The organism is Flammeovirga sp. MY04 (assembly GCF_001682195.2).
In the GTDB taxonomy this organism is placed as follows: domain Bacteria; phylum Bacteroidota; class Bacteroidia; order Cytophagales; family Flammeovirgaceae; genus Flammeovirga; species Flammeovirga yaeyamensis.
This window is the reverse complement of the sequence record NZ_CP003560.2, coordinates 2,087,771-2,111,983: the sequence shown is the minus strand read 5'-3', so window position 1 is coordinate 2,111,983 and position 24,213 is coordinate 2,087,771. Positions and strand designations below refer to the sequence as shown.

At 33.0% G+C, this 24,213-nt stretch carries 17 protein-coding genes and 1 riboswitch; of the genes, 2 read left to right on the top strand and 15 right to left on the bottom strand.

Translation table 11 applies throughout. The annotated features are described in order from the left end of the window. Position 1 precedes the first annotated feature (1 nt). The 15 genes from MY04_RS08490 to MY04_RS08420 form a co-directional block, all read right to left on the bottom strand. Positions 2–1,984 carry a PD40 domain-containing protein gene (locus MY04_RS08490; RefSeq protein ID WP_066208614.1) on the bottom strand — a complete coding sequence of 661 codons (1,983 nt, stop codon included), beginning with the start codon at positions 1,982–1,984 and terminating at the stop codon, positions 2–4. A gap of 330 nt (positions 1,985–2,314) precedes the next feature. Further along, positions 2,315–3,532 carry a hypothetical protein gene (locus tag MY04_RS08485; RefSeq protein WP_066208611.1) on the bottom strand — a complete coding sequence of 406 codons (1,218 nt, stop codon included), beginning with the start codon at positions 3,530–3,532 and terminating at the stop codon, positions 2,315–2,317. A gap of 64 nt (positions 3,533–3,596) precedes the next feature. After that, a complete protein-coding gene (gene pheA, locus MY04_RS08480; RefSeq protein WP_066208608.1) occupies positions 3,597–4,670 on the bottom strand; it encodes a prephenate dehydratase in 1,074 nt (357 codons plus the stop codon). A 149-nt stretch (positions 4,671–4,819) separates the two neighbouring features. Further along, positions 4,820–5,248, bottom strand: coding sequence for a hypothetical protein (locus MY04_RS08475; RefSeq protein ID WP_066208606.1), 429 nt, complete (start codon positions 5,246–5,248; stop codon positions 4,820–4,822). 29 nt (positions 5,249–5,277) lie between these two features. After that, positions 5,278–6,180: a hypothetical protein gene (locus MY04_RS08470; protein ID WP_066208604.1), complete on the bottom strand. Its 903-nt coding sequence runs from the start codon at positions 6,178–6,180 to the stop codon at positions 5,278–5,280. Between the two features lie 60 nt (positions 6,181–6,240). Then, positions 6,241–9,384: an ATP-binding cassette domain-containing protein gene (locus MY04_RS08465; RefSeq protein WP_066208602.1), complete on the bottom strand. Its 3,144-nt coding sequence runs from the start codon at positions 9,382–9,384 to the stop codon at positions 6,241–6,243. A 187-nt stretch (positions 9,385–9,571) separates the two neighbouring features. Further along, complete coding sequence (locus MY04_RS08460; protein WP_066208600.1) at positions 9,572–9,934, bottom strand: DUF1987 domain-containing protein; 363 nt, start codon at positions 9,932–9,934, stop codon at positions 9,572–9,574. A gap of 9 nt (positions 9,935–9,943) precedes the next feature. Then, a complete protein-coding gene (locus MY04_RS08455; protein WP_066208598.1) occupies positions 9,944–10,492 on the bottom strand; it encodes a SiaB family protein kinase in 549 nt (182 codons plus the stop codon). 120 nt (positions 10,493–10,612) lie between these two features. Next, positions 10,613–14,053: a PAS domain S-box protein gene (locus MY04_RS08450; protein ID WP_236941104.1), complete on the bottom strand. Its 3,441-nt coding sequence runs from the start codon at positions 14,051–14,053 to the stop codon at positions 10,613–10,615. A gap of 72 nt (positions 14,054–14,125) precedes the next feature. Further along, the gene (locus tag MY04_RS08445) at positions 14,126–15,169 is read right to left on the bottom strand and encodes a GAF domain-containing protein (RefSeq protein ID WP_066208592.1); all 1,044 of its coding nucleotides are present in this window, start codon (positions 15,167–15,169) and stop codon (positions 14,126–14,128) included. 52 nt (positions 15,170–15,221) lie between these two features. After that, positions 15,222–15,830 (bottom strand): chemotaxis protein CheB, encoded by a 609-nt coding sequence (locus tag MY04_RS08440; protein WP_066208591.1) that lies wholly within the window; start codon positions 15,828–15,830, stop codon positions 15,222–15,224. 7 nt (positions 15,831–15,837) lie between these two features. Then, positions 15,838–16,665: a CheR family methyltransferase gene (locus tag MY04_RS08435; RefSeq protein WP_066208589.1), complete on the bottom strand. Its 828-nt coding sequence runs from the start codon at positions 16,663–16,665 to the stop codon at positions 15,838–15,840. Positions 16,666–16,772: 107 nt separating this feature from the next. Then, positions 16,773–16,955, bottom strand: a complete 183-nt coding sequence (locus MY04_RS08430) for a hypothetical protein (protein WP_066208587.1) — start codon at positions 16,953–16,955, stop codon at positions 16,773–16,775. 77 nt (positions 16,956–17,032) lie between these two features. Next, positions 17,033–18,073 (bottom strand): homoserine O-acetyltransferase MetX, encoded by a 1,041-nt coding sequence (gene metX, locus MY04_RS08425; protein ID WP_066208585.1) that lies wholly within the window; start codon positions 18,071–18,073, stop codon positions 17,033–17,035. Between the two features lie 123 nt (positions 18,074–18,196). Then, positions 18,197–18,303: riboswitch (SAM riboswitch) on the bottom strand. Between the two features lie 123 nt (positions 18,304–18,426). Further along, positions 18,427–20,832 (bottom strand): TonB-dependent receptor, encoded by a 2,406-nt coding sequence (locus tag MY04_RS08420; protein ID WP_066208583.1) that lies wholly within the window; start codon positions 20,830–20,832, stop codon positions 18,427–18,429. 342 nt (positions 20,833–21,174) lie between these two features. On the opposite strand from MY04_RS08420, the gene MY04_RS08415 reads away from it, so the two are divergent. Continuing rightward, a complete protein-coding gene (locus tag MY04_RS08415; RefSeq protein ID WP_066208580.1) occupies positions 21,175–21,528 on the top strand; it encodes an MmcQ/YjbR family DNA-binding protein in 354 nt (117 codons plus the stop codon). 156 nt (positions 21,529–21,684) lie between these two features. Then, positions 21,685–23,577, top strand: a complete 1,893-nt coding sequence (gene serA, locus MY04_RS08410; RefSeq protein ID WP_066213132.1) for a phosphoglycerate dehydrogenase — start codon at positions 21,685–21,687, stop codon at positions 23,575–23,577. Positions 23,578–24,213: the final 636 nt, after the last annotated feature.

The window sequence follows — 24,213 nt, the reverse complement described above, 5'->3', positions numbered from 1 at the left end:
TTTATTTTAGTCTAACAGATAATAATATACAGGCATTATCTTTTGAGGTGTTTAATTGTTTATTTTTTATTTGATATTGCCATCTAGACACACCTTTTGCTGAAAGGTAATTTAAGATGGAATTCATTCTCATTTCATTCAATTGATCTATCGTTGATAATGTTTTATTTGATTCATTTTTAGAGAACCAAACGACGTCCAATATCACATTATCTCTATTTTTTAGAAATTCAGACAATTCATTTAAACTTGCTTTATTGTCTCTTGAGATATCAAATTCTTTTTCTGGGAAATAATAGCGTTCTTCAACAATTACATTTTGATGAAGTTGATTACCAATTTTTACAACCTTATCACCTTGATCTCCTCGAATACTATCCAATGAGGTGATTAAATCAGGATTAGCTTCATTAAAAGCACGTTCTATAAGGTCTAATAAAGGTGTATAATAAGGGTCAGGATTATTGGATGCACTTTGAGTATTCACTAGAGATAGATCCTTAACTGGATCATCTAAATCATTTAAATTAGCAAGACCTTCTTTATCTGTTCTATCCACAATCATTTCCATGAGCATCAATAAAGCATCATAACGAGCATCTGTACTTTCACTCACATCCTGTGTTTTTAATTCATCAAAAGTAGTGATTTCAAACTTGGTTTTTCCAGGAATGACATCATACCCCACTACTTTATTGAACACCTCAATTTCGTTAATGGCGAATTCTTTATCCAATTGATATCTGTAAGTATCTTTAGGGAGGTCGATAGCCATGGTATATAATTCTACATCTTCATAAATTATTGTGATGCTATAATTTTTTCCTGGGGGAAGAATCATAAAGAATTTCCCAACATCAGGAGAGGGGTCGTAAACGTATTTTTTATAGGTAATATCAGAATTGTCTTTAACTAATAAAGTGATCGGTAGAGAAACACCGTTTTTCATCACTTTAATTTTTCCCGTGACAATAGCCCTTTTCATTTTGTGAACAGGCTTGAAAATGGCATATATATCTTTTCCTCCTACAGATTGTTGATTTTGCCTATCAGAAGTAAAATAAGAATATCTTTTGCTTGGGATTTGAGAAAACTGAAGTTCATTAAAAGGAGAGTTGACTTTCTTTCCTAAATTTTTTGGTCTACTCCAATTGGCGCCTTCTTTTTTAGCAACGACTAAGTCAAAACCACCCATTGATAACACCCCATTAGTACTATAATAAAGTGTTTTATTATCGTTATGAATGAAAGGGAAAACTTCATCATTAGGGCCATTGATTGTTGGACCTAAATTGATTGGTTTAGACCAATCGTCTTTTCCAACACGGATAGATTTATATATATCAAAACCGCCTTGTCCACCAGGTCTATTTGATGAAAAGTAAATTGTTGTGCCATTGTTTGCAAGAATAGCACCTCTTTCTTCGTGATTGGAATTGATTTTAGAGTTTAATTTTTTTGGTTTTTGCCATCTTCCTTTTTTTACTCTCGTTTCGTATATATTGCCTTTTCCTTTTGCGTCAGTGCTGTATTCAATATATAAAAGCATATAAGAGCCATCCTGAACATATAGAGGGTATATAGTATTAAACTCACCATCGAATTGTGGGTAGGGATGGGAGAATTGAACACCTTTTCGATAAGAAAGATAGATGTCGCTGTCTTTACTTTTTAAATCTTCTGGTAAAAAAGCGTATTGATCTCCATAGACATAGTTATAACTATCTACTTGTCTATTGGAGTTGAAAAGAATAAAATTATCTCTTTTTGATATGATAGGAGCAGTCTCATCGTACGAAGTGTTTATAGGAATATCCATAATCGCAGTTGTTTCAGAAGATAGATCATCCACACTGTTTAATTTGATTCCATTTTCACATTGTTTGATTCTCAACTCGACATCATCAAATGTTTTTTCTTTAGTTGTATTTGCTTCAAGATATTCGTTGAAATAATTGATGGCATCAATATATTTTTCATTCAATTGTAAAAGATGACCATATAAATAATATCTATCCGACGGAAGTGTATTACAGTTTTCTTGAATTAAATACTTAAGGTAGGGGGTTGCTTCATTTACTTTAAAAGGTGACTTTAAATAACATAAAGCTATCTTATATTTCAGATCGCAAGAATGAATATCCTTGGTCTCTAGTTTATGATAGATATCTAATGCTAAATAATAGTTACCATTTTCAAAGGCCTTGTCGGCTGCCTCTAATGTAATTGCTTGCTGAGCAAAAAGAGTAGAGGAGAAGAAAAGGGTAAATATAAGAGCAATATGTAGTTTAATGTAGTTCAGCTTTTAAAAAATTTAGATCGAACCTTGAGAATTTGTTCTGATAAGTAATATACCAAAATTATTTTGATCTGAAGTTTGTTTAGAACCTACAATAATAAAATCGCCATTATCAGCTTCAACAACAGCATTACCTCTTTGTTCTTTTACACCACCTATTGATTTCTCCCATTGCTTTTGACCTTTGTCATCAATTTTTACAAGCAATGTATTAAACCCTTCAAGAGAAGTGTTATCACCATATTCATCCGGAACATACACTTCTGTGTAACCAACTAATGCATAACCACCATCTTTAGTTTTAGTAATGCCATGAGCTTCGTCGTAGCTTAAACCACCAAATGATTTGTGCCATAATTGTTGACCTTCAGCATCAGTTCTCACAATCCATGCATCCAATGATGCCTCGGCAAAAGTATAAGAGTATCCAACAATAGCATAACCACCATCATTTGTTTTTACAAACTGATTTGCTTTTTCAGTGTCGCCACCACCATAAGTGCGTTCCCATTGTTTATTTCCTTCAAGGTCAGTTTTAAACATCCAAATGTCCCACTTTCCTCTTCCTAGTGACTCAGTGTTACCAACAACAGTATAACTGTCCTCATTTACTATAATATCTACAGTTCTGTCGTTTTTAGCACCACCATAAAACTTTCTCCATAGTTCAGTTCCTTTTGCATCTATACGCAACAAAAAGGCATCTTCAGATGGCTCTTCTTTATCTAATTTTAGAATTCCGCCACCAATAATAAAACCACCATCTTTTGTTTCAGCAATTGCAGTGCCTTCCTCAATGGAGTTTTCATCACCGTAAGTTTGTCTCCAAAGTTGCTTACCTTGAGCATTTACTTTTACAATCCAAGTATCTTTTAAGTCGATACTTAAACCATAGGAGTCAGAACTACCTACAGTGATATAACCACCATCAGAAGTAGGAATAATTTGATAGACTTCCTCTGTTTCGGTATCTCCAAATTTGTAATTCCATTTTACATTCCCGCTTTCGTCAATTTTCCAAAGGCTCATGTCCATATTACCACTAGTTCCCACAGAACGACCAGCGATGATATAACCACCGTCATGTGCTTTAATTATACACTTACCTTGGTCATATTTGCCACCTCCTAATACTTTATTAAATGTTGAGGAAGTTTTTATAGGTGCGTTATCTGCTTGAACATATATATTGATGCTCAGAATAGTGAGTACTATGAAAAAAAATTGTTTCATCCCTTAATTATTAGGTCAAATAGAATTACTACTTATCAAACGTAAAAAATCGAAACTTATTTTATCAGACCATTTTAACATAGCTTCCTAAGAAAGTAATTGTGTCAGAATAGGATCTTATGATCTCCTGAGTCTTAGGATCGTTATAATGTCCATCAAAATCGATAACGAACCAGTAATTAAAATTATCCTTCATCTTTGCTGGTCTGCTTTCAATTTTAGTAAGATTGATATCTCTTTGTCTGAATTCTTCCAAGAAGTTTGCCAAATCACCCGGCTGATTACCAATTTTTGCAAGAATTGATGTTTTGTCATTGTTACTTTGTTGATTTACAAAGTTCTTAGCAATAATTAAAAATCTCGTGGTATTATCCTGACTATCCTCAATATTATTATATCGAATTGGTAGCTGGAATAATTTAGCGGCAATATGAGAACAGATAGCAGCAGCACCTTCCTCTTTTGAGGCCATTTCTGCAGCTCTAGAGGTAGATGATACTTGAATTAATCTGATATCATCTCCGAAATAATCCTCCAAGAAATTACGACATTGTCTAAATGCAATATCTTTTGAATATATTTTTTTGATTTTAGTTAAATCATCATGATTTGATGCTAAACTGAAGCTAATCGACATTGGCAATTCTGCGACAATCTTTACATCTCTATAACATAATTGATCAATCGTTTCTGCTACAGTTCCTTCTTGATTATTTTCAATAGGGACAACGCCAAAACGTACTCTTTCTGTTTCTACATTATCAAAAACAGATTTGATAGTCTTTAATGGAATATATTCACTCATTGCACCAAATCTATTTTCAGCAGCTTGGTGGGTATAACTTCCATCAGGGCCTAAGAAGGCAACTTTTTCAGGTAATTCTAAATTTCTACTTACGGCAAATATTTCCAAAAATATTGCTTCAATTGCAGAGTTATTTAAAGTTCCTTTATCATCTTGAGAAATATGAGTTAAACGATCAATAATCGATTTTTCTCTTTCTGGGCGATAGATAACAGACTTTTCATGTTTTTTTAATTCACCAACTTTTTTAACGACATCCATTCTTTCGTTTAGAAGCCTTAAAAGTTGATTATCTATAGCATCGATTTGATTTCTTAATGATAGTAAGTCCATTTACCGCACAATTTTTTATAAGATTCTGTATTAAAGTTCAAGTTGAATTACTTGATCCTACAAATCTATTGATTTTTTAAGTTTTGAAAAACAAAAAAGGACAGAAGCCTGTCGCTGCTGTCCTTTTTAGGAATATATAAAAGATTCAATTAACGCTTAAAGCCTAAAACAGCTGCTCCACAATAACTTTTTGAATCTTTAAATGTAAAACTTAAATAGTAAATACCAGTAGACGTACACTTGTAAGTCCAAGTATTTAAAAACCTATTGTTGTAGAAAGAAGAAATAATTTTACGTCTTTTCGCATTGTAAAGCGTAGAAATTAGTCCTTGTGCACCACCATCTTTACCAGAAATAGTAATTTGGTAGCTAGTATCTTTTGCTAAAACGCAAGTATATTCGATTTTACGACGAGTACCGTTACGTCCATCGATTCTGTAACTTTTCGAAAATTGAAAGCCTGGATTAAGCTCTTTCATACTTTTCGTTACGTACAACTCTGCATTACATTGCGCTGAGGCCTCTTCTACAGTGAATAAGGCGAAGATAAAAGTGATAGCTAAAAATATTTTTTTCATCGTTCCGAAATTTTTCTGAGAAGTATGAGTTATCTAATAACTTTGTTTCTGATTGATTTTAATAAACTTGTAATTTTTTGGATGTCAGTGTCAGTAACGTGAACAACACTTCTTGTGCCATCTGTAACTACTAAAACACCATCGATCTCTTCCATAGTAGGTTCGCCAACGATCACTTCCACTTCAATTTGATCATAGATTTCTTGAAGAGCAGTTAGGTCATTGATAAGATCTTCAAAACCTGGGCTAGACTTGTAAATATCTAAAACAAGTAATAATTGATCTAAAACCACTTTTTGATCACCAATTTTGTCTTTCAACAAATCGTTTGGCTCTCTTTGGTTGATAACTGTAGTTAAATATACAGCTTCAATCCAACCGCCTGTAAGAATCAAGACAGAAACATTTTCTCTCTTTCTTTCTCTTAGGTTATTATTTATTTTTTCGAAGTTCAACGTTGTTTGTTGGATCAATTCGTCCAATCTGTTTGAACTTTCTGCTAATTCTTTTATTGTTTCATAATCGAAAAATGCTCCAATTCCTAGACCATCAGCCAAATCTCTAACAGAGTTAAGGAATGAAATTGCATCTTGGTTTTTACCGTAAATATTGGCAAAACCTAAATCAGTACCATAAATGCCTAAGTTAATAGCTTTTTGGAAACCTGTGTTATAACGAGAAACAGCTTCCGGTGCGTTTAAGTCAGCTTTGTTATATATAGTACCACTTTCTTTAATTAGTACTGAAATTTCTAAAGGAGATGGAATTGATTCCAATACTTCACTCACCGGAAGCACCTCTTGAGAAACTTTAGTAGGGGCCGTTGTATTCAAGTTTTTAGCAGGCCCATTTTTCGGTAATTCTCCTGCTGAAACAGTTGTAGCAGCTAGCATGACCGAGGCCGCCAATGTATTCAGATATTTGGTATTCATCTTATCTTTGCTTTTTCAAAGGTAGTTTTATCGATTATAAATCATCGTTGAAAAAATTACTTATGATTCTTTAGAGAAAAGTTTACTAAAAATAACTTCTGCTCCGTCAATGAGTTTTTTCAGCCATTCAAAATATAACGTAATATATAAGAATAGTGACATTAGCCATATCATAAGCACGTTGAATGTAAATGTGTCAATATATGTGCCAAATACTTTTTTCTCCGGTGCAAATAAATGAGATCTGTAATCTAAAGGTCCAGATGTGTTCTCTTTCACGAAGTAAATAGGATCGATTAATTGAACAATACGATTCTTATCAACGACTGTACGGTTTAAAACATTTTTATTTTTCACAAATGTTTCCAACTGATCATTGTGATATAAATCTTTTGCTTTTGAGAGATTAAAGTCATCGCCAAATTCTTTTTTCATTGCGTAAATTCTTTTGTCTCTCTCTTCTTCAGCTTTTATTAATTGATCATTATAGAAAATTGACGATTCGTATAAGATCTTTCTAAGCTGATTACCTTCTTGAGAAGTGATTTTTCCATCTTCTAGGAAAGCAAGGGCTTCTTTCTTTTTATCTTCGTGAGCAGTAAAATATTTATCAGCATTTATTTCGTTTACCAATGTTTTGATGTCATCTGCAAGAATTAATGCAGTGCTATCATTCGTATTTTTACTGTTCATTTGAGCACTGAATAGAATTTCTTCCATTCTTGGTTCCCAATAAGCACTTTTGTAATTACTTTGACTTAGTTGCATGTCCAAATCAAAGAAAGGCTTCTTGAATTCATTGTTTTTATATTGCTCAACAGATAAACTTTCGTAAGCCCATCGTGAAGCCATAATATCCGCAATAAGTGGAGTTTTTCCGTGTTCGCTTATAGTGTTGTTAAGCTTTGAGAAATCGAATATTAAACCACTTAAAATCATTTGTGGAATTAATAAGATTGGGATCAAAATATATACTGTGATTGCAGAATTAAAAGCAGATGAGATATTTAGACCAATCAAATTCGCATGACATGAGACAGTAAATAATACCAACCAATATTGCCATGTTAAATTATGAACTTCTAAGAGAGTATTCCCTATTAAGACAAACGTAAGTGTCTGTATGGCAGAGAAACCGAAAAGAATTATCAATTTTGAGAAAAGATAACTGCTTCTACTGAGGTTCAGGAAGGATTCCCTTTTCTTGATTTTTCTATCCTTAATTATTTCCTCCGCACTTACAGTCATACCCATAAATAGGGCGACCAAAATTGCGATTAGAATATAAGGAGGGATGTTTTCGTTGTGTCTGAAAACATATTCAGTATCTCCATCTTTAATGTAGTAGATTACCCAAGATAGCAATAATGCTAAGAAAGGAGCCTCTAATAAATTGATGGATAAATATTGTTTATTACTAAATTTCGAAAGGAAATCTCTGATAGTGAAGATTACTGTTTGCATCAACTTCGAAGGGATATTCAAAGTTTTTGGAGGCTCAACATTTGCTTCTTCAATTTCAGGTTTTTTGAAATTCGATTGATAGATTCTATGCCAATCTTCAGGTTGTGATTTTCTCTTATTGGTGAATTCACCATATTCATCTACCACCTGAGCTTCAATGATATTGAATAATTGTTCTGGATTGACATTACCACAGGTATTACATTGCCCTTGATCACTATCTACTTGTCCTACGACACCTTTAAAGTGTGTAATAGCTTCAATCGGGTTGCCATAGAATACAGGATATCCACCAGTATCAAGTAACCACATTTTATCAAACATCTTGTAAATGTCTGATGATGGTTGGTGAATAACCACAAAAATTAATTTTCCTTTAAGAGATAATTCTTTTAAAAGGTCAATTACGTTTTCAGAGTCTCTTGATGATAGTCCAGATGTAGGCTCATCAACAAACATTACTGCAGGCTCACGGATAAGTTCTAATGCAATATTTAGACGCTTTCTTTGACCACCTGATATTTTCTTGTTTAGAACATTACCAACAACAAGGTGAGCAATTCGGTCAAGACCTAAACTACTCAATACCTCATTTACTTTAGTAGTAAGTTCTTGCTCGGTCATGTCTTTAAAACACAACTTAGCATTGTAATATAAGTTTTGGAATACCGTTAATTCCTCAATCAATAAATCATCTTGAGCAATATAACCGATAACCCCTTCAATATTTTCTTTTTCAGTATGGATATTATATCCATTAATTCTCACTTCACCTGAAGATGGTTTTTCTAAACCTGCAAGAACGTTCAATAAAGTAGTTTTACCGGCGCCAGAGGCACCCATAATTCCTACCAATTGTCCTGTGTTTTCTCCAAAGTTGATATCTCTTAAACCAAGCTGACCATTAGGGAATTTATATTCGATATCTTCAGCTACAAAAGAAATATTACCACCAATTTCGTCTGAGTTGTATTTGTTTACTAAATCAGAATAATAAAGTGGTGCACCTTTAGGAGTTTTAAAGATACTGCCTGGAGAGAATAGATAAACACTGTCTTTTGTGACAAGCTGTCCATTTAAATATACTGATTCAACACCTGTATATTTTGTAAAATATAGACCAACGCTTCTCATTCTTATGAAAATGATTTCTCCATCTAAAAGGCCTGAATCAATAAATTTGATTTTACTACCCTCAGGAGGCATTTCATCGTCGAAAATAAGAATATCTTCATTATCAATTTTCGAAGAGTGTTGCTCTATGACGAATCGTTCTAGTGTTTTGTATTCTGCGGAAGGAATATTAAATACATCAGCAACAGTATGGATAATGTCCATACGTTGTGGCGTATAAGAATTCTCATCAATAGAAACAATCTCAAGCAATTTAACTAATACAATAGCCTTTTGCTTTTGATCAAGAGTCTTATTGATCTTACGACAAATAGATAGAGTTCTTACAGAATTCAGAACAGAAACACCGTCCGTTAAATTAGAGATTAATGGTTCTCCTTTTTTCTCACGTTTCTTGTTCTCCTTCTCTATTCTCTTTTTTATTTTTTCTTCTTCCTCTTCAACTAATCCATCATATAACTTGATGTATTCTTCTACTGAACTTTTCTCAAGTTCCGTATTAAGAAATTTTATTACGAAGTTTCTTTCCGTATCAGTAGTTCCTTCACCTTGTGTAGAGATGATGGCAAATAGTTGAGTCAGTGCTTTTAATATTTCTTCACTCATAGATAGCCGTCGTAGTGCGGATATTCAGTATCCCTAAAAAATAATATAGTGTATTAGCAAAAAGCATACACATTATTAATGCAAAAGTGATAACAAATATTGTATAATAAGGATTATTTCTTCTAATAAATAAAAAAACACTTGATTTGTGTCTAAAAATCAAGTGTTTATAATTCGTGATACTTTTTTAGTAAGTCTCGAATTCGAACTCTAATTCTACTAATTCTTCAAATTCTTCTCCCGCTTCCTGCATATCTTCATCATCTTCATGATAATACCAGACAACAGTAACGCCTTCTACTTCTTCAAGTTTAGATAAGATATCAAGGATTAATTTTGAAGAGGCTGTATTGAAATATTCTAGTTTGAATAAAAACTTAGTCTCACTATTATTTTCTTCAGCATACTCATCAATCCAACTTAAAATAGGGGCAAAAAATTCTGCTGAATCTTCTGGGAGGGACCTTCCTGATATTTCAAAAATTTCATTTTCTTTATCAAGGACTACCTTCGGTGTATCTTCTGTTCCTGCTAGATTTAGGACTTTCATGTATAAAAGCTATTTTAGTTTTCTTGGAATTGTCGTTTTAAGAGAAAAAAATGTGAACTCATCATTGATGGGTTCAAAATCAAAGCGAAGTTTCTCGCCAGATTTTCTAGCCATATCAATAAAGCCAAGACCTGCACCTCCTTTGGCAGAAATCTTACCATTTTTGATAATGTCTTTATATAAATTCTTAAGACCGTCTTTATCAAGGTCATTAATTTTTTCTAATCTTCCCGCAATATCCTTAACATTTCTGGATAAAATGGGATTGCCTGATGTGATAAAGTAAGAATTATCTTCCTTGCCAATCATGAATACGGCACTGTTTTTCTTGTCTGAAGTTTCCTCCATAGGCACAGCGTATTTACTGATATTTTGAAGACATTCAACCATTACGTTAAACACTTTTCTTTTGATCTTAGATTGTTCGCCGTAAGAGTCCATGTTTCTTTCAGCCATAGAAAGAACAGATTTAGTAATGTCTTGGGTGATCTCCCCTTCATAAATAAGGATAAGATCTTTATCTAACATTGTCCTATGAAGTTCGTAGATGTATTTCATATTTCCGAACACTATTTGCTTCAGCTGTGATACTGATACCACTTTTGATTGATCAAAAGCGATTTATAAAAAAAATATTTTCAAATATAATCAAACCTTGTCAACTAACAAGTAATATTGTTAGAATCCAATACCTATCATTATAACGTCATCTGTCTGCTTGAAATTGCCTTTCCAGTTTTCAAATGTGTTACTAAAAGTCGTAGCAATGTCTTCCATTGAAGAATGATCAGTATTGACAATTAGCTCTCTTATACGTTTTGCTCCAAACTTACGGTTCTCCTCACCTCCAAATTGGTCAGGGTAACCGTCTGAGAACATGAAGATTTCATCTCCTTGTTCTAAATCGAGCTGATGAGTACTAAACGAAGTTCTCGTTTTGTATTCACCGCCTACTGGGAATTTATCGCCTTTGATTTGTGTAAACTCTTTATTATTAGATTTATACACATAAAGCGGACGGTGAGCTCCAGCATATTGTACAGTTTTGGATTCTAAGTCAATTTTTGATAGAGCAATATCCATTCCATCTCTAGTACTGCTATTCGAATCTTGACGTAATGTTTTGGTCACACCCTCGTGTAATTTATTAAGGACTTCTCCAGGTTCGATGTGTTCGTTACTAGAAACAATATCATTAAGTAGGAAGTAACCAATTAATGAAATCAATGCTCCTGGTACACCATGACCTGTACAGTCAACAGCTGCTATGTAGATGTCTTTGCCTTTTTTATAATACCAAGGGAAATCGCCAGATACTACATCTCTAGGCTTGTAGAAAATAAAGCAATCGTTTAGATCTTTCTTAATGTGCTCAGTATTAGGGATGATAGCTCCTTGAATACGTTTTGCATAGTTAATCGACTCTGTAATTTTCTTATTCTTCAATAAGATCTCCAGTTCGACTTTCTTTCTTTCTGTGATGTCGTGAGATACGAATAAAGCACTTTCAAATTCCTTTTCGTCATTAAACTCTGGAATGGCCGTCACTGTCATGAAACGTGTGCCTTGATTCGTAGGGAATTCAACTTCTTTAGTACACTTTTCTGAAGTTGAAGATACTTCTATCAACATCTCCTTCCAAAGCTGAATAATATTTTCTGGTAGACTTGTATTGTCAATTTGCTGACCTGTAAATAATTCTGCTGCTAACCCAGTATAATCTTCGATTGTTGGGTTTGTATAGAAGATGTGACCTTCAGCGTTTAGTCGTTGAATTAAGTCAAGTGAGTTTTCAGAAAGTGCCTGCATTTGTGTTCTCATTCTACGTTCCACTTCAGCTTGCTTTCTCTCTGTAATATCTTGAGCGTTAATTACAATACCTTCAACTGCAGGATCATCCGTTAAATTAATACCGGTCGCTTCCAACCAAATATATCGTCCATCCTGTAGTTTATATCTATATTCTAAACTAAATGTTTGACGTCCTTCAGATTCGACAAGATTGTTGATAAATTCTTTTACGTGATCTAAACTGTCTTTGTGCAAATTAGAAAGGTATGAAGTATCAATTAGATCTTGAGGTTTGTATCCTAAGATGTGTTTTGATGAAGGAGATACGAACTTAATTTTTGAGTCTTTATCAAAAATTGTAATCACCTCAGAAGCGTTTTCTAATAGGGATTGTAATCTATTTTGTGAGTGCTTCACTTCCTCAACTTGTTCCTCCAGACGATGGTTAGTTCTTTGAAGTTCTTCTTGAGTAGACTCCATTTCTTCAGCATTCTGACGAAGGATTTCTTGTTGTACAGAAAGTTCTGAAGACATCTGTTGAGATTCTTTCAGTAGCCTTACTGTTCTCTCGTTAATCTTAATGTTGAATATTGTTCTTGCTATGATTTGAGAAATTTCTTTCACAAACTCCAATGTCATAGGAGAGAAGTTGTCTAAAGAAGCAAACTCCAATAAACCATATACTTTTTCGTTGGCAATCAAAGGCATGATAAGTACCGATCTAGGTTTTTTCTCACCTAAAAGTCCTGAAGTGATTGAAAGATAATCACTTGGAATCTCAGTTCTTAAAATCATTTCCATTTCAATTGCAGCCTGACCAACAAGTCCTTCTGCAAATTTGAATTGCTTTTTAAGGAAACGTTTCTTGTTATAGGCATATGTACTAACTAATTCAATAGTTTGTTTGTCAATCGATAATTCATCTGTAGCGCCCTCAACAACATAAAAAGCACCTTGAACAGCATTAATTTTTTCAGTGGTGTATGCAATAACTTCATCACCTAAAGCAATCAAGTCATTATGCGTTCGAAGAATTTGACCAATTTCAGCTTCACCCGTAATAATCCAGTTACGTTCATAATCTCTTTTTTCTGCCTTTTGAATACTGTCTCTCATAGAGATTAAGGCATTACCTAAAGTATCATCTTCTGATAAGGCAGAATAAACGGCATCATAATTACCATCACCAATTTGTTCCGAAAAGTTAGCGGTACGTTTCATACCATTGACTACTTCCTGAACGGCCATTTGCATCTCTCCAATTTCATCATTTTGGATATCATCAGATACTTCGTGAGGTAGGATACCTTTGGCGATATAGTTTAGTCTATTTTTTAATCGAATAATCGGCGATGTAAGGAACTTAGAGAAGGTAACTGCTACAAGCATTACAATCAAAATGATAATAATGGCTGTGTAGACAAAGGTTAATATCAACCCATTTAGACCACTTTTGATTTCATCATAATCAATCTTTACCACCAAACCCCATTTAGTCGTTGGAATGTAGTTCCAATAAGAGATTGTTTTCTTTCCTCTCCAGTCAATATCATAACCGAAGTCTTTGGAATCACCTTTAGCTGCTTTTTGTATAGCTATGTTTTTAGGGTCACCTTCACTAATTACTTCTGTGAGGAGATTTTGGCTACTTTTTAATGGGGAAATAATTGTTACATTCTTTGCTGCACCTTCAGACATTCTAGACAATAGAATTTCTCCTGTGTCACCAAGTCCAGTTCTATTTTCAACGATAGGATAGATGTTTTTTTGCAGGGAGTATAAGATGATAACGTGACCTAATTCACCATATCTTGATTTCATTCTAGGTGAGACAATATACATATGCACTCCTTTTTCTGTGTTAAAAGGTTCAGAGAAATATGTTTTTGTTTTCGCCTTTTTGATGATTTTTTCAAATGTTTTATTTCTATCACCTACAATTACAGAAGCAGGGAAAGTATAACTGGTATATAAAACACTACCTCTATCATCAGAAATAATAATATTAGAGTATCCGTTAACGATTTGTTTTGGGAATAAATCGTTATCTAACGTTCTTTTTATAGCGTAATAAGTGGAATCCTTATATGCACTTGATTTAGTTTTGAATAAGTACTTTAATTTAGTCGTAGAAGAAACAATCAGAGCAGATTTAGATATATACTTTAGGTTTTGCTCGAGTAATTTAAACTTCTGATCAATTTGTTCAGATTTTAATGTACTGATAACATCAAAAGTTTCAGAGTAACGCCTTTCTACGGAATCTTCTGTTTGTATATAAGAAAGAAAACTGATAATTGCTACTGTAATGGTAACAACCATAAGCATAATTATCGTGATCTTAGTACGTATCTTTAAATCTTGAAAGAACATATATAAATAGATTTTCTGCTTTTCTTATTAATTATCTTCTGTGAACCATATGGTTACTTTGTCAAGAATCTCTCTGTCATCAGGTGAAAAACTCTTGAAAGATGCTAATTCAACAACACCCACTAAGTCATGTTCTGAGTCAATAATAGGGGAGATCATTAACGATTGAGGAGAAGCATCTCCTAAACCTGATACAACATTAATGTATTTTTCAGGAACATTATTAGTAATGATAGATGATTTGGTTTTGGCAACTTGTCCAGGTAGACCTTCTCCTAATTGATAGGATAGTTTATCGTTATCAGGAAGAAAGAATGCAAACCCTCTTGCATATTCTAATATTGATTCGCCTTCAATTTCTTTTAGTTTATAATAAATACCAGTGCTTACATTAAATTCTTTACAAATAGCATTTAGTAACTTTTGATCTTTATCAGCTGCATCATTACTATCTACAATAGCTGCATGAATATTATTGCGAATAAGTTGAGAGCGTTCTTGGATAGCATCTTTTCTTTCTTCTTCACTTTCTTGATTTTCCTTGTTGTAATACTTAGGAACGTAGATGATCTGATCTTCAGGATCTTTCATCAAGTCTGAAATCAAACGGAATAAGAAAAAGAATAAAATGGCAAATGTAAAGCCTAATGTATAATATGTTGGATTAGCAACTTCTCTTATTTGACCAATGATTTTATCATCAGTAATTTCTAAGCTCGTTAATATTAAATTCGGTAGCTCATGAATATCCCAAATGGAATAAATACACATGAATAAGAAAACGATACCTAAATAAATATTGAAAGGTTTAGATTTGTCAAAGATAAAGTATATACAAGCAGATATAAAAGTAAGATCGAGGAATCGAATAGAAAGTAAATAGGTTTCTCTATTGAATTGCTTCGTGTCCAAAATTCCTACTAGTGATAAGATATTTGGAAACCTCATTTCTAGAAATATTATAGCTGTAAATAGAACTGCTAAAATACCACTAATGATAATGCCATATCGTCGGATATCTGATCTCGACCCTTTTCTTCGAATATTTGTTTTTTTCTGCGTTGTTTTCAAAATGCTAAGAAGGTTGCTTGAAAATATTACACAAGATTTTATTTACTAACGTTTATTTTTGCTGAGCCTTGTATAAACGTAGTAGAAAATTTTTAATTTTTTCTGATTCAAGGCATAAATCGATGTCTGTTATAGCTTGTGCCGATTGAGGCATTGTCGCCATAAGACTTTCATCAGGATCTTGAATTATTGTATAACCACCTTTGTCTTTGACAGATTTCATGCCCTCTGCTCCATCTTTGTTTGCTCCAGAGTACAAAATACCTATCATTTTTTCTTTAAATGTGTAGGCCGCTGTATGAAAAGTCAGATCTATAGATGGTCTAGAATTATTGATCAATCCCTCAGTAGAAAGAGAAATAGAATTTCCTAATTCTATACACATATGGTAGTTCGCAGGGGCTAAATATACCATCCCTGGTCGGATAGTTTCTTTATCCTGTGGTTCAATAATCTGTTTTTTACTGCGGATAGATAATGCTTCAATAAATCCGTGTCTTACATGTTTTAATCTATGTAAGCATAAAAATATAGGAATTGGAAAATCTTTTGGTAAGTCGGCCAATAATTGGGTGATTGGCTTAAAGCTACCAGCAGAGCCCCCTATAACGATACCCTTGTAGGTTTTCTCAAAAACGGATTTATCTACATTGAATAGCATAGAGGAATTATTCTTTTATTTTTTTGTAAATTTTCTCCTCGTTGTTTACAACGACAAATTTATTGGCAATATCACACCATATAAGTGACTCTTTAGATCCTATTGCTAGATTGCCATATTTGAATAAACTGTTATGAAGCTTTTTCAGTACTTCGTTTTGAAGTGTTTGATTAAAGTAAATCATAACATTTCTACAAAGAATTAAATCGAATTTAGAGAAAGGATTACCTTTGACTAAATCCTGTACTCTAAACGATACTCTATCCAATAAGTCAGGGTTTACATAATAAAACCCATCTCTTTCAATAAAATAATCTAATAATGCAGCCTTACCACCATAGCGCTCGTAATTGGATTGATTCAATTCCATATTCTTTGCACTAATAGCTGCTTTTTTTGCTCTCTGAATTATAGACTTATCAATGTCTGTTGCAATAATAGTAGCTTTATCAAGAGCGTTTGCTTCTTTTAGTAGTATGCACATAGAAATAACCTCTTCACCAGAAGAACACCCTGCGTGCCAAATACTTATTTTATCATGTTCATTTAAGACCTCAGGAATGATTTCGTCTCTTAAGGAAATCCAAAAAGTAGGGTCTCTAAACATCTCTGTTACATTAACAGTAATCTCAGAAACAAATTCTTGAAAAAACTCAGGTTTATCTTTAAACCTTTTGATTAATGCATCTACGGATGAAAATTTATACAACTCAACAACTCGGCGAACTCTTCTAGTAAACGAAGACATTGCGTAATTTTTGAAATCATAATCAAAATTATCGTCTAAATATTGGGTAAGCCTTCGCAGCTCTGCAATTTCAATCTCACGTTGCATAATAATTGGTAGTAGAAGATTAAAAAATCTATAATTGGTAGAAATAATAAAAATCCTTTTTTCATGAAGTTACGAAAAAAGGATTGAAATATGATTTTTTGAAGAAATTATCTTCTTGATTTTACCAATTGAGGACAGTCTGCATGTTGATCCATTACTTCATATTTCTTTCTTTCTTTTTTGAAATAAGAAGATGATGCATTGCCGTATTTGTTAGAGCAAGAAAAAGCGAAAACTCCTAACAATAATAATGCACTTGCGGATAAGAGTCTTTTAGTAATATTTTTCATGTTATTTGATGTTCATTATAGACATACATTATCCAAACGGATATACGCCAATGCAAAATCAAAATGTGTGCCTAAAATTATAAGACTACTCTTTTTTTATTTTTTTGTTTGAAAAAAGCTCTGATTGCCGCAGCAATTTTATAAGTCTCCACCAAAAATCCATCATGACCATAAAGAGAAGTGATTTCTTCATAGGTGACATTTGGAATATGTTGCGTAATAAAACGTTGCTCAGATACAGGGAATAAGACATCACTAGTAATGCCAATTACCTGAGTGTATGCCTGTATACTCTGAAGTGCTTCTTCTAAAGATTTACGGTTTCTACCTAAATGATGACTGTCCATTGTTTTAGATAAAGTCCAATAAGAATAAGCGTTAAATCTTTTAGTTAATTTATCACCTTGATATTGCTGATAAGTAGATGCTCTGTAATTATCTACTTTATTTACGTCTTTTTCAGATTGAGTTTCTTCATAAGTGCTATAGTTTCTATAAGATAACATAGCAATAGCTCTAGCAGCCTTTAAACCATTAACTCCGGCGTTATCACTTTTGTCTCCCCAAGTAGGATCAGCTTCAATTGACATCCTTTGTGCTTCATTAAATGCAATACCCCAAGCAGAATGTTTAGAGTTTGTTGCACATATAATAAGGTTTTCCATCATTTTGGGATGCATCACTGCCCATTCTAAAGCTTGTTGCCCTCCTAAAGACCCTCCGATTAAGGTATTAATAGATTTAATGTCCAAATGATCTCTTAAGATATTTAAAGAGTTGACAATGTCTCTAATCGAAATGTTAGGAAATGAATCATAAAAAGGTTCTTTGGTTTTAGGGTTTATAGATGTAGGTCCTGTAGAACCATAACATGATCCTAAAACATTTACACATATAATAAAGTGATCCTTGGGGTTGAAGATAGCGTCTTCTCCAAAAAGTCCATTCCACCAGTCAAAAACATCGGCATTACCAGTAAGGGCATGACATACCCAAATGACATTGCTTTTGTCTTGGTTTAACTGACCGTAGGTGTAATATGAAAGGGTGAACCCTTCTAAACTTTCCCCAAATTCCAGATCAAATTTTTCTTTGTATGTATAATAATGCTGTTGCATTTATTGCTCTTGATTACGAATGAAATAAATGAGACACAAAAAAAGACTTCAAATAAAGCCTAAATCAAGGATACAAAGATTGGATAAGTAGTACAGAAGGCATCTTCATCACGTTCCGATATTTGCTTATAGTTCCTAAAAATTTAGGCTAGGATGTAGCACCTTTTCATTATTTATGATGGTTGCTAGAGGGTCTTTGAGCCTAGTCTCTTGCCTCTTCTTTATAAACACTTACGTCTTTAGAAGATGTAAATGGTATGCGATTTCAAAATAAATGTAGAATTTAGAAAAAAACAAACCCTTACCTCTTTATTTACGAGAAGTAAGGGAAAATGATTGTTTTTTTTGAAATATTATAATTCTACAATGATTCCGATTGAAGGTTGTAATAAACCGTTCGTTGTTTCAATAAACTTAGGAACGTATTTGCTTGGGTCGTTAGGATCTACTACAGGATTACCCATTTGATCAATTTCTGTAGTCAATATTGGCTGACCTTTCGACTTATAATTATAAATGTTTTGGATATCCAAGAAGAAATTGATACTCCACTTATTGAAATAGTAATGTTTGTCAACTCTAACATCTAATTGATGTTGTGCATCTAAACGTAACGTATTGATCTGTGAGTAATCTCTAACTCCTCTACGCTCTGCATCCCAAACTTGTCTGTCCATAGATGCGTCAACATCGTATGGAGTATAAGGAGTACCTCCAGAGTATAACCATCTAGCTCCGATCTCCCAATTTCTTTTTAGTTTTTTACCACCAGTTAAGGATACAATGTTTCTACTATCCCAAGAAGAAGGTGCGTATACATTTGGATCTGCATTGGTAAACTCTGACTGTACATAAGTATAAGCTAAGATACCATAGAATCCTTTGTAGAATTTTTGCTGAGCCAAGAATTCAACACCTCTAGATCTACCCAAAGAAGTACTTGTTACTGCTTCAGAACCAATTACACCAAAATCAGCACCTAAATTGGCCAAAGAGATTTGGTTATTAATTGAGTATGGATATTGATCGTATAATTTTTGGAATCCTTCAACAGTGAATTTCAAGTTCTTTTCAGGGATTTTATATTCTAAACCACCCACTAATTGTTTGTTTCGGATATAGGTTAAGTCATTTTCTTTGTTGACAAATTTGCCATCTTCTTTATATCCAAGCGTGGTATAAGTCGGTAACTGATAATAGATACCTGTATTGAAGTTTAAACTCCATCTTGGAGTGAACTGATATGAAGCTGAAAATCTAGGAGAGAACTGATCTAATAAATTACCCATAGTATCTGAGTAATCATTCGCGTCTACTCTTGCTCCTAATGATAATGTGACTTTATCACTTGCTAATTTCTTTGAAACTGTACCAAACGCTCCCCATTTATTTAAAGGAAGATTACTATCAAAAGTAATGGTCTTTAACTGATCGTCATCATAATCATATAAAGTCTGGAAAGTTTTATTGGTATATGTAGCGTATTCATAATTCACACCGTATGAGAATGTGAATCCATTATTTGTGAACGTTACACCCTCTAATCTAAATTTATTTTCTGCTTCGGTAGAGTTGTAATCGTAAATTTTTGCTTGATTTCTATCGTTGCCAGGATGTTTGAACTGATTGTTGGTTAACATATTTCGAGAAGCTACAAACGTAAATGTTGAGTTGTCTCTAAAATGTTCATATTTCGCCCCGATAGTATAATTCCACTGATTTTGTTCAGGTAAATTATTTAAAGTATAAACGTTTTGCTCGTAATCTTCATCTGTTGGTTCGCCAGGTGAATCTGCCAATTTAAATTGGTCGATAGCACCTAATCCTATGATTGATATTTTGTTTCTTTGATTGATGTCGTATTTATACTTTAATTGGAAGTCATTGTAAGTAGGCAAGAATGGTAATCCCAATACACTAAACAAGGCTTGTAAATAAGATTGTCTCGCTGATACAATAATTGATGATTTATCAGTTACAGGTCCCTCGAATGTAATACCAACATCCGATGTTCCTAAAATTAAGTTAGTTGTATGCTGATCTGTTCTTCCGTCTTTTTGTGAAAATTCCATCACTGATGATAAGGCATTTCCACGACCTGATGGATAGGCACCAGAATAGAATTCTACATTTTCGATAAAATCAACGTTGATCATTCCAACCGGACCACCTGATGCTCCTTGTGTAGCAAAGTGGTTGATGTTAGGAATTTCAATTCCATCCAAGTAAAAGCGATTTTCGTTAGGAGCACCACCTCTAATTAATATGTCGTTTCTAAATGAAGCCGTAGATGCTACACCAGGAAGTGATTGTAAAACTCTTGAAATGTCTCTATTGGCACCAGGAGCTCTCTTTACTTCTGTTACACCAATACGTTGAACAGATACAGGACTTTCGTCAGATTTGTAAAAGCCATTGGCCACAACTTCCACTTCGTTTAGTTCTTGAGTGGAAGGTTTTAATTGGAAATTGACCTGTGCAGGTCTAGAGTTGGTAACTTCTACTTCTTGTGATGCAGGGGCGTAACCAACGTAATTAACTACAAGGTTATATAAACCCGGTTCTAAACCTTTAATTTCATAGTTACCATTGTCATCTGTTGTGGCTCCTTTTGTTGTGCCTTGAATAACTACCGTAGCGTAAGGTACAGTCTCATTTTTTGGTACCTCTGTCACTTTACCTCTAACAATACCACTTTGAGCGAATAATGATGAGGAGATGATAAAAATGCTGAATAATGTTAGAAAACTTTGTTTCATTGTGTTTTGCTTTAGTCCAATTCATTAACACTTGTAAAGATGAATTGTTTTAGTTTAGTGTTTGTTTAAACAAATAATTTTAAAACAACACTAATTACCGATTCGAAAGTATTTGATTATGAGTTAAAAAAAATAGTAATCATTGATAAATAAATACAGTAATAAGTGGTCGGGAAAAATTAGAGTTCAAGTGTTAGTAAAATTAAATGCAAAGAAAGGTAACTTTAAGTGATTTTTGAATATTTTAAGAATTAATTTATTGTTACATATGACTAGTTTTTTGTTGTTCAGAACTTTAAAAATATATTTGATTTTTTGATATATAAACAATTAGATTAAGTCATGAATATTGAAGATTTTAGAAATCATTGTCTTTCAAAAAATGGAGTGACAGAAGAATTTCCATTCGATGAAACCACAATTGTATTTAAAGTAGCAGGAAAGATGTTTGCACTGACAAATATTGATTTGTTTGAAAGTATTAGTTTAAAATGTGACCCTGAAAAAGCATTGGAACTTAGAGAAAAATATGCATGTGTTCGAGGAGGGTACCACTTAAATAAAAAACATTGGAACACCATTGATGTCAATGCAGATATGGAAGATAATGAAATATTAAATTGGATAGATCATTCCTATCAGTTAGTATTTGATAAACTACCAAAGAGAGTAAAAGATACACTAATTACCGACTAAATCTTCCGTTTATTTTTTTATTTACTACAAAATGTTAATCGATTAGATTAATTTATTGCTAATTTTACAATAAATCATTAAATATTATGAAAATGTCGTCATTAAGTAATATTTTTGATTTTGCGATTGGAACAACCTAAGACAGATAATAAGATCATGGCTGACAAAACATTTTTTGTAATAGACTTCGATAGTACTTTCACTAAAGTAGAAGCATTGGACGTGCTTAGCGATATTTTATATGAAGGTACAGATAAAAAAGAAATTGTAGGGAAAAAAATCAAAGACCTTACAGATCAAGCAATGGCCGGAGAACTGTCGTTCAGAGAGGCTTTAGAACAAAGATTGGCTTTATTAGAGGCAACGAAAAAAGACGTTACTCAATTATCGAATGAGCTAAAGGAATTAGTATCAGAATCTGTAAAAAGAAATAAGGAATTTTTCTCTAATGAGACTGATAATGTTTTAATCGTATCAAGTGGCTTTAAAGATTTTATTACTCCAGTAGTAACTGAATATGGTATTAAGGAGGAGAATATTTATGCCAACACATTTACTTATAATGATAAAGATGAAGTAACAGGTTTTGATGCTTCCAACCCTTTATCAGAACACAAAGGTAAAGTAAAGCTAATGAAAGAACTTTCACTTGAAGGTGAAGTAGTTGTCATTGGCGACGGATACACTGACTATGAAATTAGAGAAGCAGGATATGCAAAAACATTCTTTGCTTTTACCGAAAATATAAAAAGAGAAAAAGTATTGGCTAAAGCAGATGTCGAAGCCAATAGCTTTGATGAAATACTTTTCACTATCAAACACCCTATGGCAACATCATTTCCAAAAAGTAAAATAAAAGTACTTCTTTTAGAAAATATCCATCAGGATGCAAAAGAGAGACTTATTCAAGAAGGATATCAAGTAGAACTTTTAGGAGGTGCACTTGATGAGGATGAACTTTGTGAGAAAATCAAAGGTGTTCACATCTTAGGTATCCGCTCAAAAACGATGTTAACTCGTAAAGTAGTAGAAGCTGCTGATCGTTTAATGATCGTTGGTGCATTCTGTATCGGAACAAATCAAATTGATTTAGACGCTTGTACTGAACATGGCGTTTGTGTTTTCAATGCACCTTATAGTAATACAAGATCTGTAGTAGAAATGGCGATTGGTGAAATCATCATGTTGATGAGACAAATACCAAAAAGAATGCGTCAGATGGATAGAGGAGAGTGGAGCAAGTCTGCAGGTGGATCTTTTGAGGTTAGAGGTAAGAAACTAGGTATTATCGGTTATGGTAATATCGGATCTCAGTTGTCTATTCTTGCTGAATCAATGGGTATGGACGTTTACTATTACGATGTAGTTGAAAAGCTTGGATTGGGTAACGCAACGAAATTATCTAGCCTTGATAAATTGTTAGAAATTTCTGATGTGGTATCACTTCACGTAGATGGTAGACCTGAGAACAAAATGTTCTTTAAAAGAGAGCACATTCAAAAAATGAAAAAAGGTGCTATTCTTGTGAACCTTGCAAGAGGACCAGTAGTTGAACTGGAAGCACTTCAAGAGGCATTAGAATCGAATCACTTAGCTGGTGCAGCTATCGATGTATTCCCAGTAGAACCTAAGAATAATAACGATACGTTCGATGCTCCTGTTAAGAATATCGATAATTTGATTCTTACTCCGCACATTGGAGGTAGTACTTTAGAAGCACAAGAGAATATAGCTGATTTCGTCCCTTCAAAAATGATTGAATATGTAAATACAGGTAGTTCGTTCAATAGTGTGAATTTCCCTAATGTTCAATTACCAAGATTGGAAAGCGGTCATAGATTATTACATATCCACCAAAACAAATCAGGTATACTTGCACAGATGAACAACGTTTTTGCAAATAGAGGTTGTAACATCTTAGGTCAATACCTTAAAACAAATGAAGATATTGGTTATGTAATTACAGATATCGATCAATCATATCAACACGAACTTCTTGAGGATATGAAGCAGATTGATCATACCATTAAATTCAGAATTCTTTATTAATAGAAAGAATCTTTAAAATATTAAGAGGCCACAATGGAGATGTTGTGGTCTTTTTTTATGACCCAACATTATGATGATTATATCCTTTCAAAATACACTAAAAAACTCCAATTAAAGGTCAGAAATAGAAAATAAATATAATGGGGTTCTAAAGTGGGTTCATTGTATTGTTAAATTAATGTTAAGTGTTAAACATCTTGCTTTTTTGTAACTTTGTTTAACATACATAGCAAACGGTTGTTTAACTGATTTTATATTATATGTTTCAATTCTAACATATTTAAACATTGAAGTGCAAATGAAACGGGTTTCTATCTGTTAAAGCGTTAATTTATATTTATCATTATTTATATCTAACACTAAAATTTAAGTGTTTATATTGCACTTGTAATCATTAGAAACCTCTAGAAATAGAGACAATTTTAAAGATCCTCTAACATAAAGTTAAATGAAATGTGATAACTAATTTTAAATTGTTATTTACCTAAATTTATTATTAATCTTTAAACCTAATAACCTCTTTTACAAGAATTGTTATTATCAATTTTATAATACCTTAAATTTATCCAGATAATATTCTTTCTGGGCTAAACATTATTCATAGTCTTATTCAATAGTAATATCTTTTATTGAATT